This window comes from Rossellomorea sp. NS-SX7 (assembly GCF_052828565.1).
On the sequence record NZ_CM128249.1, the window covers coordinates 3922714 to 3936632 of the forward strand.

Below are 13919 nucleotides of genomic sequence, written 5' to 3' on the forward strand. Positions count from 1 at the left end.
TCGCATCTGGTAAAATTAACAAAATAAGGAAATGTTATTGTTAGTGTGTTTCATTTACATCATAACTAATAGATACATAAAATGATTGTTTCATTATTTTCGCGAAAGGGGGAGTCATGAATGTTATTTGTGATTGCGGCATTGTTTTTTCTAGGGATCACTTCAATTTCCTATCAAGAAGGCATTCTCACTTCTTTTGTATGTATGGGATTCTTCATTTTGCTAATGACAAATAGAGAGAAACGCTTCATCCTATCGCTGCTATTATCATTCCTGATGGGGTTTGTGATATTTACGGCTGCCAATCATTTTATTGGAACGATGGCCATTTCAAAGGAAATAAAGGTGATTCTTAATCGCCTATTTCTTGTTTTTATTATGATGGGACTCTTTATCAACTCTCTCTTCTTTAATAAAAAGATTTCTTGGTACAATGAAAAACCTGACTGGAAGAACCCGATTGTCCTGCCATTTCATAAAGTGAATATCTTTTGGTTTTGGATGATCGGGATCATCGTCAATGTGATCATCTATTCTGTTTTTATCATTCAAAAGGATATTGAATACATTCAGTCGCTGGTATTATTTTGTATCCTTTTTTCTTTTATTAATGCAGTGTTTGAGGAAGTTATTTGGAGAGGCATCATGCTGTCGGCCCTTAAGGAATCCACACCCACATGGTATGCGGTCTTGGTTACAAGTGTTGGGTTTGGACTCCTCCATCTCGCCATTGGTTTTTCTATGTATCTCAGTTTATTGATTTCAGCTGCAGGGGTGATTTACGCCATCATCACGCTTAAAACAAACAGCATCTATCCGGGGATTGTACTGCATACCGTCATTAATATCGGGATGGTATTCAACGGTTTTATCATTTAGGCCCTGACCTTATCTGCAGTAAAAAAGAAGCTCAGGACCCTCAAAGGGCTGAGCTTCCACCATGTTAATCTATTTGTGAACTTTTCCTGATCGGTTATTCTTTTCAAATCTATTGTATCGCCAACCGATACATGATTTTCACGGTCTTGGTTCACTAAACGCCTGAAACCGACGCCCGGATCACTTTCCCCAGCCTCTTCACACCTTCCGAAATATCACTCTCATTCGCATAACTGAACGAAAGACGTAAATATTCAAGTCCATCTTCCTGATTCAAAAAGAAATACTTTCCTGGTACATAAGAGACACCTTCTGCTGCAGCCTGGTCCAGCATGTTCGACGTATCGACACCCGGCACTTTGAGCCAGACAAAATACCCGCCTTCAGGGACGTACCATGAAACAGAGTCCGGCAGATGTTTCTTGAGTTCCGAAAGTAACAGATGACATTTTTCACGATACACCTTCCTCAAGGTGATAAAGTGCGAATCTAGATCCGTGTTTTCTACAATTGAACTCATGCTAGCCTGGGAAAATGGATGATCCAGATCCTTTTTGAACCAGGACAATGCCTGGATAAATTCCTTTTCGGCGGCTACCCATCCAATACGCATCCCGGGCGCCACAATCTTCGAGAGGGAACCGACATACAAGACACGCGGATCTTTCCCCCTTTTCATCGACTTCAATGAACCTATGCCTTGATCAAAGTATACCATCCCGTAAGCATCATCCTCGATCACAAGGAAATCATATTCATAGGCAAGCTTCATGACATGAGCACGGCGTTCCTCCGTCATCGTCGTCCCGGTCGGATTTTGGAACGTCGGTATCGTATACAACACCTTCGGAAGCTTCAGCCCTTTCCTTTTTCGTTCCGAGAGCTCCTCTTCCAACCGATCTGTCCGAAGTCCATTTTCGTCTACCTCAACGCTGATAAAGTGACTCGTATAGTTTTGAAAGATTTCGAGCGCCTCCATATACGTCGGGGACTCCACTGCCACGACCGTCTCCTCGTCAATGAGGACCCGGGCGATCAAATCAATCGCCTGACACGCACCCGATGTGACCAACACTTCATCACTCTGGATAAGCATGAAACGCTCCACCATGAGACATTGAATGAATACCTTCAAATCTTCCACTTTCTTGCTGCCAAGATAGTGAAGCGGAAGGTCTTTCTCTTCTTCCAGAAGCTTCACGACCGCTTCCTTAAGCTCCTCCACCGGCACAAGCCCCGGATCCGGATACCCGGAACTCAGCCTGATGCAATCAGCAGGGATTGCAGGCATCCACTCACCTGGGGGATCATTCTGTAAAGCTGGTTTGATGTCTTTTGAAAAAAAAGATTCCGGATTCACATGATCAAACACCTTTCCATTCTTTGTTTAGTAACATTGTAAAGCAACAAGACCGGGGCTTCTACCCGGAACCCTTTCACCTTTTACTACTTACAGGTTAACGAAATAGAAAGCATTGACGGCCGCCAATGCTTTCTGCTTGATACTATACTATCCACTGAGGTTATTTTTTGTGCAAAATTTCGCTTTCAGCGCGCTGCCGCAGGCACTTCCCACGAAATGTTCCACGTGAAACAACATCAACTATCTAATACTTTTAATCTATGAACACTGCCAAATATTGCAGTCACTATTAAAAGAAAAACCAATGCGCCATCAATGCTGCAACGGGCAGCGTGATGACAGTCCGCTGTAAAAAGATGATGAACAACTGCAGGAACGAGATCGGAATCTTTGATTTTAACAAGAGAATCCCGATTTCAGACATGTAAATCAACTGTGATAAAGACATCACCCCGATGACAAAGCGTGTCAGTTCCGACTCGATCCCGCTTCCGACAACGGCCGGGAGGAACATATCGGCGAATCCGACGATCATCGCAGGCGCGGCCGCTTTTGCCTCAGGTATCTGCAGCAGTTCAAGCAGAGGTACAAAAGGAAAGGACAAATAGTCAAAGATCGGCGTAAATTCGGCAATCACAAGCGCGACCGTCCCAATGGCCATCACCAGTGGTATCAAAGCGAACCAGATATCAATCACATTTTTGACCCCGCTGCCTGCCACGCTGCGGAAGCTTTTTACCCCATCGGCCTTTTCCACTGCAGTTTCCAGACCCCAGCGGAAATTGGATACCCCTGCAGGAACGTCCTCTTCAATCTGCTTCCCGACCGGCTCATAATACGTTTCTTTTTTCAGGGAAAGAGGAGGGATCCTCGGGCAGATGATGGCGGCGATCACTCCTGTCACGACCACCGTCAGATAAAATTGGACAAACAGATGATCAATCGCTAGAAACTTTGCGATTACCAGACTGAAGGCAATCGACGCAATCGAAAAGTTTGTAGCAACGACGGCCGCTTCCCTTTTCGTATAATATCCGCCTTCATATTGCTGTGTCGTCAATAACACACCAACGGTCCCGCTTCCCATCCAGGATGCCAATGCATCGATGGAGGATCTGCCAGGCAATTTGAATAGCGGTACCATCACGTTTCTGACCAAAGTCCCAAAAAAGTCCATCAAGCCAAACTCGAGCAGAAGCGGCATGAATAAACATGCAAATAAAAACCATACCATCAACACCGGGATCAAATCATAAAGGACAACCCCGCCTGTAAATTCCGACCATATGTACTCTGGACCTATTTTGAAAAAGGTCAATAGCGCGAACACAGCTCCGATCCAGCGAAGTGCCAGCCAAAACGGCGTAACATCGAACAGCGCCGTCAGGAATGGACTCTTCTTGACCAATGGGAGACCCGTGAATGTCACTATTAAACTGGCAATCGCGGATAAGCAGATGACGCCTGTCATGATCAATGGAATATAATCTGCTAACATCGCCTGCAGCCCGTCCGCCAGGATCCCGAGTCCAATCGTCACCTTGCCGTCAATTGAAATGGGGACCAGAAATAGCAATACCCCTAATAATGAAGGCAGCCAAAACTTCATATACTGCTTCGCTGTGAACTCTTTTCTTCCCGTAATGCCGTTACTATGTTGCAGCTTTTCTGCCTGCATACCGAAACCCTCCCTTTTTGTGCCGTTAAATTTTCTGAATATAAATAAGATAACATTTCATTGTATAAATATACAACCTTATTTTTGGAAATAGACAAAAAAGAACCCCCAATCCCAAAACGGGATCAAAGGTTCCATCACCGACATTATTTACATTAAACCATCAACTATGGGCAAGCTCTCTTCCATTCAGCCCAAGTGCTTGGGCAGTAGAGGCATGGATTTCCTTGAACAGCTCCGGATTTTCCGATAATGATAAGCCGTAAGAAGGAATCATTTCCTTGATTTTCGGTTCCCACTCATTCATGTGCTGAGGGAAGCATCTGCCGAGTACCTCGAGCATGACGTGAACCGCTGTGGAAGCACCCGGGGATGCACCAAGCAGTGCAGCGACCGATCCGTCGGAGGCACTGACCACTTCCGTGCCGAATTGAAGCGTCCCTTTACCGCCTGCCTCGGTATCTTTGATCACTTGCACACGCTGGCCGGCTACGACGATATCCCAATCCTCGCTTTTAGCGTTAGGGATGAATTCACGCAGCTCTTCCATTCTCTTTTCTTTTGACAACAGCACTTGCTGGATCAGATATTTTGTCAATGACATGTTTTTGGCTCCTGCCGCCAACATCGTGAAAACGTTATCCGGTTTTACAGAAGTGATCAAATCAAGGTTTGAGCCTGTTTTTAAGAACTTTGGTGAGAAGCCGGCAAACGGCCCAAATAACAGTGATTTCTTATTTTCGATGAATCGTGTGTCCAGATGTGGTACAGACATTGGCGGCGCTCCAACTTTCGCCTTGCCGTATACTTTTGCATGATGCTGCGCCACGACTTCCGGATTGTTGCACACCATGAAGAGCCCGCTGACCGGGAACCCTCCAATATGTTTTGACTCAGGAATGCCCGTTTTCTGCAGTAAGTGAAGACTGCCGCCCCCGCCACCGATGAAGACGAACTTTGCCGTATGGGTTTCGATCTTCCCGATTTCAAGATCCTGCACTTTCACTTCCCAAGAGCCGTCGCTTGTGCGTTTTATATCCTGGACACTATGCTGATAGTTCACCTCGACGTTTTGACTCTTCAAGTGGTCAAACAACATGCGTGTCAAGGCCCCGAAATTGACGTCCGTCCCCGAGTCGATCTTGGTTGCCGCGATCGGTTCATGTGATGTACGGCCTTCCATGATCAGAGGGATCCATTCCTTCAGTTTTTCAGGATCATCTGAAAATTCCATCCCCTCAAACAACGGATTCGCTGACAGCGCTTCCAAACGTTTTTTCAAAAACTCGACATTTTTCACCCCTTGGACCATACTCATATGAGGCAGCGGCATGATGAACTCCTGCGGGTTGGCAATCAGATTGCTGTTAACAAGATGAGCCCAGAACTGTCTTGAAACCTGGAACTGTTCATTCACGTTTACCGCTTTCGTGATATCGATGGATCCATCAGGCTTTTCCGATGTATAGTTAAGCTCGCATAATGCAGCATGACCCGTACCCGCATTATTCCATTCATTAGAGCTTTCTTCCCCTGAATCCGAGAGTTTCTCAAACACTGTGATTTCCCATTCCGGCGCTAACTCTTTCAGTAACGATCCCAGAGTCGCGCTCATGACTCCGGCACCAATTAAGATAACGTCTGTTTTCTTCTGTATGCTGCTCATGATAACCTTCCTTACCTTTTATATTTTCACAAAAAAGAGCAGGCGCTCCTGCTTAGGTATCTCAAAAAGCAAAGCGTCACTCCAGGAACATATCTCACTACTAAATATATCATAGACTATCATACTGATTGATGGATAAAAATAACTTCTGTTATCTAAATATTATAAACTATTTAAAGATAATAAAAAAGTCCAACATACTTCCACTACACACAGGCTTTAACACTAATAAAAGTTCGGAAAATTCAGTCATTATCTGCAAATCCCCTGAGAAGTAATTATTATTCTTGTAAAACAGGCGCAGCCACATCAATGCGGTTCGTCCAGACACCGCCCCTATAATCTTCCGGCAGCCGCTCAAGGTCCTCAGGTGTATCAAACCCCTCCGACCATCCGCCGTCGCCTGCCACCAGGATCACGCGCGTCCCTGCCTCTTCCATGCGGTTGATGAACTTGTCCGGCCAGCCCCACATCCATTTCGCATATTTCTCGGGTAAATGGATCTGTGTGTTCTGACAGGCAGAAGGGACGTAACCTGTCCATCCTGCAGCGATATAAGGCAGCATACAGCTCTTCATCGTGGCAATCGACATGACGCGAAGTTCCGGAAGCTCAGCTTTCAACGCTGCTATCGGCCGGTCTCCGCCATATACCGTCAGTTCTTGAAGTCGTTCCTCCGGCAGTCCGTCAAGATAGCGGGCAAGCTGCTTTCCTTCCTCCGGATCATCACTCTTGATATGGATCAAAAATGAGCCCTCCGGAAAACGATCCAGCACCTCGTCAAGTGACGGCATCAGCCCGACTCCCTTCCCACGGAAAGGATATGTCTTCCCGTCATCGGCTGTATAGCCATATCCGATATCCAGCTTCTTCAGCTCTTCCATCGTGTGTTCCCTCGTCACCCCTTCGCCGTCTGTACGGCACTCCAGTGTCCAATCATGGAAAATCGCAAACTGGCCGTCCGTCGTCGGCTGCACATCAAACTCGACAACGTCCGCCCCTGCTTCAAAGGCCGCTTCCATCGATGGGATCGTGTTTTCAAGATATGGATGTTGTGGTTCATAAATTCTCTCAGCCGTACAGGTATCACTCTTGATCCCATCCATCGTGAAGGTCTGGGCCATCCCCCTGTGGGCCAGCAGCAACGGGTCGTCATCGTTGGTTTTTGTAAATAATGATGTGTTGTTCACATACATGAACGCTGCCAGGAGAATAATCCCCAACAAGATCCGTTTTATGATCCTCTTAAACTTTTTCATATTTCCTCCAACATTTTCAAAAAAATTGAACTCTAGTAAATTGTATCTCTTTCCCAAAAACCCCGCTATGGTAATCTGCTTCGTTCCGTGAACACATCCTTTTATCGTACGCTATATTATCTGCCAAAGTGTATGTTAGGGTGGTGAGGTTTTTTTCTTTTCTTTCTCTACTTTCTTTACAATCTTCTTTTTGTTTTCCATTCTACTTCAAGCTTGCTTCAAACCTGATTCATCTCTAATTCACCAAAAAAGAAGATAGCACGCTTTTCGTGCCGGCATCAAACTCTGTTCATCGCTCGGTTCATCCCATTTAATTCCACCCGTCAAGTCACATTCATTCCCCATTCCTTCACCTTCCATATATGAAGTTGAGTGAAAAACGGATACCCCTGTTAAAAAATAGCTATATTTATTTCATTCTTTCAACACATTTTCGCTATAAACTGAATGATACAGACGATTCAGTCCGAATAAAGCAAGTAAAGGAGATTCATATGAGCAAGAACACGTTCAATCCATTCAGAAGGCTTCATTTTTATGCAGCTTGGTTCATCACGCCTTTATTATTGACTCTGACCTTGTCGGGAATCGGATTCCTCTTTTATCCCGAGGTTGAAAACGCAATTTATGATCACGAATTCTTCGGGCAGAGTGATGATAAAGAGATGCAAAGCATGGATGAAGCGATAGAAGAAATAAAAGAAACTTACAACGGCTTCTCCGTCAGTAAGATCAGCATGATGGAAGAACCCTATAACAACCGGGTGACGATCAGTAATGATCAAGGGGAGTCGCAATATGTATTCTTAGACAGCAACAATCAGATCGTCGCCAGCCAGGATTCGAAAAGCACCTATTCCAATTTTATGAGGACATTCCATAGTTCCTTGTTGACCGAGCATACCTTTGTCCGTTATCTGGTCGAACTGACGGCTTGCTGGGCCATCTTCCTGATCGTGTCGGGGACCTATATGACATTCAAGAAGAAACTGCTCCAGAACCGTTCCAGGAAAAATCCTCTCAGGTTCCAAAAGATTCATGCATTACTTGGACTGACACTTGCCGTACCACTGATCATCATCGTGGTGACGGGGATTCCATGGTCCGTATTCACGGGGAGTAAAGTAAGTCAATTCGCTGCCGATCATCCTGATTGGGGAAAGACAGAATTGCGCTATAATCCCCCTCAATCGGATGTCGATGAAATCCCTTGGGCGACAAGAAGCCTGGACCAGCCCGCTTCGGAACATAAGGGGCATGCGGGGCATCACTCAGACAGCAGCTCAGATGACACGATAGACGGCCAGAAAACCATTGAAGAAATCATCACTGCATCCGGGGAGAACAATATTTCAAGACCGTTCTCCATTGTCTTTCCTTCTGATGAAACCGGCGTCTTCACCGTGTCCAAAGGAAGCAATACAGGTGTCACCGGACTTGATGTCAACCCGGACGAAGAAACAACCGCTTACTTCGACCAGTATTCCGGAGACATGATCGCTCAAATTGACTTTGAAGATTACGGCATCATCGGCAAGTGGTTCACATGGGGAATCCCACTTCACGAAGGACATCTATTCGGGATGGCCAACAAGATCCTGAACCTGCTCGTCTGCATCGCCTTCCTTGCAGCCATCGCGATGGGCTTCATGTCATGGATGAAGCGAATGAAACCGGGTGAAGCGAAGGGTCCGAAAAGGATCAACAAACCATGGTCGATCGGCGCCGTCGCAACAATCTTGATTCTCGGTATCCTCATGCCGCTTTTCGGATTATCCGTTCTCGTGATCTTTATCGTTGAAACGATCATCTACTTCACGAAGAAAACGAAAAACGCTAGATAGAAGAAAGGACTGACCCGCGTAATCGGTGTCAGTCCTTTTTTGCAACTTCTTCCCTTTCCTTCAAAGACCTCTCATGTTTAAGAAGCCATTCCTTTCTCCATAAACCGCCCGCATAGCCGGTCAACTTTCCATTCGATCCGATGATCCGGTGACAGGGGACAACGATGCTCAACCGGTTCCTTCCATTGGCGCTGCCCACTCCCCGGACCGCCTTTTCATTCCCGATCGTGACGGCGATGTCTTTATAGGTGGACGTTTCCGCATACAATACATCCGTCAATGCCTCCCACACCTTTTTTTGAAAAAGGGTCCCATCAAGCTGATACGGGAAAGTGAACGTACGGCGTTTGCCCCTGAAGTATTCATCAAGCTGCTTTTCGCACTCTTGCAGCACCCGGGGACATTCACCCCGGCAATCGTCTGCCTCCTGTTCTTCGATGAACAGAATGGATGTGATCTGTTCATCCGTTCCCTGTATGTCAATCATTCCGATCGGTGACCGGTAAAGTTTGTTATATAGTTTCGTCATATAAAGACCTCCAAAGATAGAAGGCGGCATATCCCTGCCATCCTTCCCATTTTGCCGATAATTGTTCCATTTCTTCAAGCGTCGGTTTACGGTCATAACCCAATAAAGCCTTCAACGCGTTTTGAAGGCCAACATCCGCGATTGGGAACGACGATTTGACATGCAGACATTTCATCATGACATAGTCCGCTGTCCAGGCTCCTATGCCTTTATACTGCAGGAGCGTGCTTCTCACTTGCCGCTCATCCAGCTTCATCAATGAATCTTTTCTCAATTCACCCGTCTTCATCGCCCCCGCGATCCCGAGGATGTATTCAGCTTTTCTGCCTGTGATTTGAAGTTTCCTGAGATCCTCAACATCTATTGATGCGACTTCTTCAAATCGGGGAAATAACCAGAACCGTTCGCCGTTGACCGTCACACTTTCACCATATTGCTCAACAAACCGTTTTTTTAATGTGTAGGCAAAGGTTAAATTGATCTGCTGCCCAAGGATCGCCCAGACGAGGGCTTCGAACAAATCATGAATGGATATCATCCTCAAACCTTCATATTTCTGAGTAAGCCCCGATAAAATGGAAGCACCGGCCGCCCATTCATAAAACGCCGCCAAATCCACATCCAATTCAAACCACTCCCATATATATTCCGCCACTTTTTCACGTGCGTATTCAGATGGGGTGCCGTTCAGAAATTCAACGTTTATGAACTCATGGATATTTTCAATCTTACATAAAATCAATTCTTCATCCACACGGACCAATTTCAATAAACATCCTTCTTTAATCTCATGAAGGATTTCCAGATCGGATCTCCCTAAAAACAGCAGGCACTCATCAAAGCTGAATTCTTTTGGAGGGTAGATTTTGATCCAAGATTGTCCGTCAGTCCACTTCATTTTTCGAATCCTCCGACATACGCTTTCGATATTCGTTTGGTGAACATTCTTTCAGCTGCTTAAACACTTTATAGAAATTGGATGAGCTTTGAAATCCGGCCTCATAGCCGATTTCAAGATTCGTCTGGCCAGTTGTCACCAGCAGATGAGCCGCTTTATCGACGCGGATTTTTTCCAGGTAGGTACGCGGCGTCTCCCCTGTTTCCTGTTTAAACATGCGTTCTAGATAATAGGGGCTCAGGCCTGCATGATCCGCAATATCCTTCAACACCAGGGGTTTGTTCGTATGATTGACGAGATAGCCGATGACGGTCCTGACCACCTCGATATTCGGGGAGTACTCCACTTCAGGCTGACATCTTTTACAGGCACGAAATCCGGCTTTCTCTACCTCATGGATGTCAAAATAAAAGTCCACATTCACTTTTTTCGGCTTCCTGGACCTGCAAGAAGGCCGGCAATAAATCTTTGTCGTCTTCACAGCCGTAAAAAACAACCCGTCATACTTCTGGTCACAAGCCATAATTTTCTCCCACATTTCTTCAAACGTAAGATTGACCGCAGTCATCAGCACACCCCCTCTTTCTACTTTCCCTAAAGATTATATATCTCATTTTATCAAGAATGCCCCTCACATTTCCTCCTCATTCTTGCTCTTATGGTCTGGACAAAAAAAAGAGAGAAGTATCATCTACTTCTCTAAAAATGCTGATTAACCGTTTATTTGTGAGTACAGTAGAAGCTGCATCAATAACGGGTGCTGCTTCATTCTCTTTTTCTATCCGTCTCTGTATATTGATCTTCATAACTGATGAACTCATGCTCCTGGTAAGCTGCCAGGACTCCGTGATAACTGATATCGAGTCCCATTTCTTCTTCTTCCTCGGTGGAACGGACCGGAATCCATAGTCGAATGATGGACAGTGCGAGCCATGTCATACCAAACCCCCATACGCACAATACGATGAGCCCCAGTAGTTGCACACCTAAGAGCTCCCAGCTTCCACTGGAGAATAGGCCGCCGTCCGTCGAAAACAGGCCAAGTGCGATTGTCCCCCAAATACCGGATACGCCATGAACCGGAAATGCGCCAACGGGATCATCGATTTGTTTCGATTCAAGCCAATTGGTTGCAAACAGCATAAGAAGCCCCGCAACTGCTCCGATGAAAATGGCTGCCTCAGTGCTAACGAAGGCACATCCTGCTGTGATCCCTACCAATCCTGCCAGGGAACCGTTGATCACAGCAGCAGCGTCTGACCGTTTATAGCGAAACAACGTGTAAAGCAAGGTCGCGGCTCCACCTGACGCTGCTGAAAGCATAGTCACAACGGCAATATGTCCGATTTTCACGTCCGTTGCACTGAGCGTACTCCCGGCATTGAACCCAAACCAGCCGAACCATAGTAAAAATGCACCGACAGAAGCTAATGGAAGACTGCTCGGCAGAGAAATGGTACTGGTGCCATGAGGGGTGAACTTTCCCTTCCGCGGTCCGATGAACATGGCCGCCGCAAGGGCTGCAAATCCGCCCAGGGCATGAATGACAGCTGACCCGGCAAAGTCCATCATGCCTAATTCTCCAAGCCATCCGCCTCCCCAGACCCAATGTCCGCCGATTGGATAAATGAGAGCCGTCATGACGATGGCATAAAGGATATAGGCACGGAAATTAATTCGTTCAGCAACCGCCCCGGATACAATCGAAATGACCGCAATGACAAATGCCGCCTGGAATAGCCAGAACGTATCAAGAGAGATGGTAAAATCCAGATGATCGAGATTCCCCTTCAGCATGGAGCCGCTCGTACCGATCAATCCAAGGAAATCCGCTCCATACATCAGTCCAAATCCAATGAAGTAGAAACAAAGGGTGCCGATCGTAATATCGACGAATACCTTCATGATGATATTGACGTTATTCTTATGCCTTACAAACCCCGCTTCCAGAAGCGCGAATCCGCCCTCCATCAAAATGATCATGGCAGCGGTAAGGACAACCCAAATCGTATCTAAGCCGGCATTAAGCGTTTCAATCGTCATGTTATGAGTCCTTTCCCTTTCTGTAGTCGATGATTTCTTCCGTCAGCGCACTGGAAACCTCGAGCGGTTCATCAGAGGAATGTTCCCTGCATAAAACGGTCACCTGATCGATCTGCTGGATCCGCTGCTTGATCCCATCAATTTGCTTAAGGCGTTCTTTTACATGGACCATATATTCCACAGCCTGATGATGACTGGGAGCACGGCCCGCAAAGAATTTCCGGACTGGTGACAACGATTGGTAAAAGGCTTCTTCAGCGCGCTTCTTATCTTCATACCCCTTGATCTTCTGCTTCAGATCATTCACTTCCGCTTCCTTAAGACGTTTTCTGTCTCCAAACATCTCTATAAGCTCATCACAAGAAAAGTCCAGCTCTCGATTCAATTCATCACGGATTTTCATGTAAACTCTCCTAACAATTTAATGTCATGTTTTCTAACATAATATCAATTTACAGAAAATTTGTACAGAAAATAGTATGTAAATTTTTATTTGGGCCCTCGGAGGATGGGGGTAGGGAGTTATACCTTTTTTATAAATAAAAATGAGGTCTGGTCGACGATATCCTTTATGATTTGATTGGAATGTGGGGATTGTTGCAGCATAAAAAAAGAAGCACCGGGATCCGTCCAGTGCTTCAGGTGAGGGATAAATTTATAGAGTAGGCTTGTTCTGCATCTTCTTTTTTCTAATCAAAAAGTAAATAATCAGTGCTGAGATAGCCACTAACAGGATGATGGTAACAAAAATATAGGTTGGGTCTTGATTCTTATCCTCTGGAAGGAATCGATTTGCAATCGGTCCGAGCGAAAGAAACAGCGGGATGACGATTGTAAACCACGTTTTTGTATAAATGGCAGCAGCAATGAAGATCACGATACATGCAGCAAGGATCAAGTTATTTTGTAAAGGAGTCGCGGTAAAGACCGGCTGAAAATCCTGCGCATTGTACCAGAATAAGACCGCAACACCCATTCCGGTGACGAGAAGCATCGTCCCAAACATCAGAAAGTAGCTCCATATAGACTGGATATATCCAGGCAGCACCTTGAATAGCAGAACAGCATAAATCAACACCCCGACAATTGCACTAATCGATGCAACCAGGATCATGCCCGCCGATAGTGAGAAGTTGCCTTCAATCGCTGGCGCAAGGCTTAAATAGGCAGCCAATAACAGGATCAACAGCGGGACAAGCCCTATTAGCTGACGATAATCAGTCTTCATCGATTCCCCAATGCTTTTCATATACTGCTTAGGGCTTTCCCCGACGATGTGCGTGACATCTTTCCCCTCAGCCTCTGCTTGAAGCAAATGGTCTTCCAATTCCTCCGTAATCTCATTGATTTCGTTGTCGTTTTTCCCTTTCGAAATCAGGTGCATCCGAAGTTCGATCAAGAACTGTTCCGACTCTTTAGAAAGCATCTGTTCACATCCCCCTTTTATTCAACACGTAGTTCACCGAGGAACTCAGCTGTTCCCAGCGCTTGATAAATGACTTCAGTTCCTCTTCCCCTTTGTCGGTCAGGGAATAATATTTCCTTTTCGGTCCGGCTGTCGATTTCCTCAGCGTGGCCGTGACAAGACCTTCCTTTTGCATCCGCAGCAATAAAGGATAAATGGTTCCTTCACTGAAAGAGGTAAATCCATAAGACTCCAGTCTTGCAGCTAATTCATACCCATATATTTCTCCGTCTTTGATGATGGATAAAAGGCAGCCGTCCAATATCCCTTTTAGCATCTGAGTCGTATCTGCCAT

The 13919-nt window shown here is 45.8% G+C and carries 13 protein-coding genes; 2 read left to right on the plus strand and 11 right to left on the minus strand.

Going from position 1 to position 13919, the window contains the following annotated elements; translation table 11 throughout:
• The first annotated feature begins 120 nt into the window (after nt 1-120).
• The gene (locus ACUXV2_RS19410) at nt 121-879 is read left to right on the plus strand and encodes a CPBP family intramembrane glutamic endopeptidase (RefSeq protein WP_446244785.1); all 759 of its coding nucleotides are present in this window, start codon (nt 121-123) and stop codon (nt 877-879) included.
• A gap of 154 nt (nt 880-1033) precedes the next feature.
• Here ACUXV2_RS19410 and ACUXV2_RS19415 read toward each other — a convergent pair whose 3' ends face one another.
• The 4 genes from ACUXV2_RS19415 to ACUXV2_RS19430 form a co-directional block, all read right to left on the minus strand.
• On the minus strand, nt 1034-2239 hold the full coding sequence (locus ACUXV2_RS19415) for an aminotransferase-like domain-containing protein (RefSeq protein WP_446244786.1): 1206 nt from the start codon (nt 2237-2239) through the stop codon (nt 1034-1036).
• A 292-nt stretch (nt 2240-2531) separates the two neighbouring features.
• Nucleotides 2532-3920 carry a YjiH family protein gene (locus ACUXV2_RS19420; RefSeq protein WP_446244787.1) on the minus strand — a complete coding sequence of 463 codons (1389 nt, stop codon included), beginning with the start codon at nt 3918-3920 and terminating at the stop codon, nt 2532-2534.
• Nucleotides 3921-4083: 163 nt separating this feature from the next.
• Complete coding sequence (locus ACUXV2_RS19425; RefSeq protein WP_446244788.1) at nt 4084-5586, minus strand: malate:quinone oxidoreductase; 1503 nt, start codon at nt 5584-5586, stop codon at nt 4084-4086.
• A 281-nt stretch (nt 5587-5867) separates the two neighbouring features.
• Nucleotides 5868-6845 carry a glycerophosphodiester phosphodiesterase family protein gene (locus ACUXV2_RS19430; RefSeq protein ID WP_446244789.1) on the minus strand — a complete coding sequence of 326 codons (978 nt, stop codon included), beginning with the start codon at nt 6843-6845 and terminating at the stop codon, nt 5868-5870.
• A gap of 494 nt (nt 6846-7339) precedes the next feature.
• On the opposite strand from ACUXV2_RS19430, the gene ACUXV2_RS19435 reads away from it, so the two are divergent.
• On the plus strand, nt 7340-8689 hold the full coding sequence (locus ACUXV2_RS19435) for a PepSY-associated TM helix domain-containing protein (protein WP_446244790.1): 1350 nt from the start codon (nt 7340-7342) through the stop codon (nt 8687-8689).
• A gap of 28 nt (nt 8690-8717) precedes the next feature.
• Here the strand turns inward: ACUXV2_RS19435 and ACUXV2_RS19440 are convergent, their stop codons facing one another.
• The 7 genes from ACUXV2_RS19440 to ACUXV2_RS19470 all read right to left on the minus strand — a co-directional run bounded on the left by ACUXV2_RS19440 (nt 8718) and on the right by ACUXV2_RS19470 (nt 13919).
• A complete protein-coding gene (locus ACUXV2_RS19440) occupies nt 8718-9218 on the minus strand; it encodes a methylated-DNA--[protein]-cysteine S-methyltransferase (RefSeq protein WP_446244791.1) in 501 nt (166 codons plus the stop codon).
• Nucleotides 9202-10116, minus strand: coding sequence for a DNA-3-methyladenine glycosylase family protein (locus tag ACUXV2_RS19445; protein WP_446244792.1), 915 nt, complete (start codon nt 10114-10116; stop codon nt 9202-9204). The genes ACUXV2_RS19440 and ACUXV2_RS19445 overlap by 17 nt, the downstream gene beginning before the upstream one ends.
• Nucleotides 10103-10684, minus strand: coding sequence for a bifunctional transcriptional activator/DNA repair enzyme AdaA (locus ACUXV2_RS19450; protein WP_446244793.1), 582 nt, complete (start codon nt 10682-10684; stop codon nt 10103-10105). The genes ACUXV2_RS19445 and ACUXV2_RS19450 overlap by 14 nt, the downstream gene beginning before the upstream one ends.
• 197 nt (nt 10685-10881) lie before the next feature.
• A complete protein-coding gene (locus ACUXV2_RS19455) occupies nt 10882-12159 on the minus strand; it encodes an ammonium transporter (RefSeq protein ID WP_446244794.1) in 1278 nt (425 codons plus the stop codon).
• Nucleotide 12160: 1 nt separating this feature from the next.
• Nucleotides 12161-12562: a hypothetical protein gene (locus ACUXV2_RS19460; protein ID WP_446244795.1), complete on the minus strand. Its 402-nt coding sequence runs from the start codon at nt 12560-12562 to the stop codon at nt 12161-12163.
• Between the two features lie 252 nt (nt 12563-12814).
• A complete protein-coding gene (locus tag ACUXV2_RS19465) occupies nt 12815-13585 on the minus strand; it encodes a hypothetical protein (protein WP_446244796.1) in 771 nt (256 codons plus the stop codon).
• A gap of 4 nt (nt 13586-13589) precedes the next feature.
• Nucleotides 13590-13919 carry a PadR family transcriptional regulator gene (locus ACUXV2_RS19470; RefSeq protein WP_446244797.1) on the minus strand — a complete coding sequence of 110 codons (330 nt, stop codon included), beginning with the start codon at nt 13917-13919 and terminating at the stop codon, nt 13590-13592.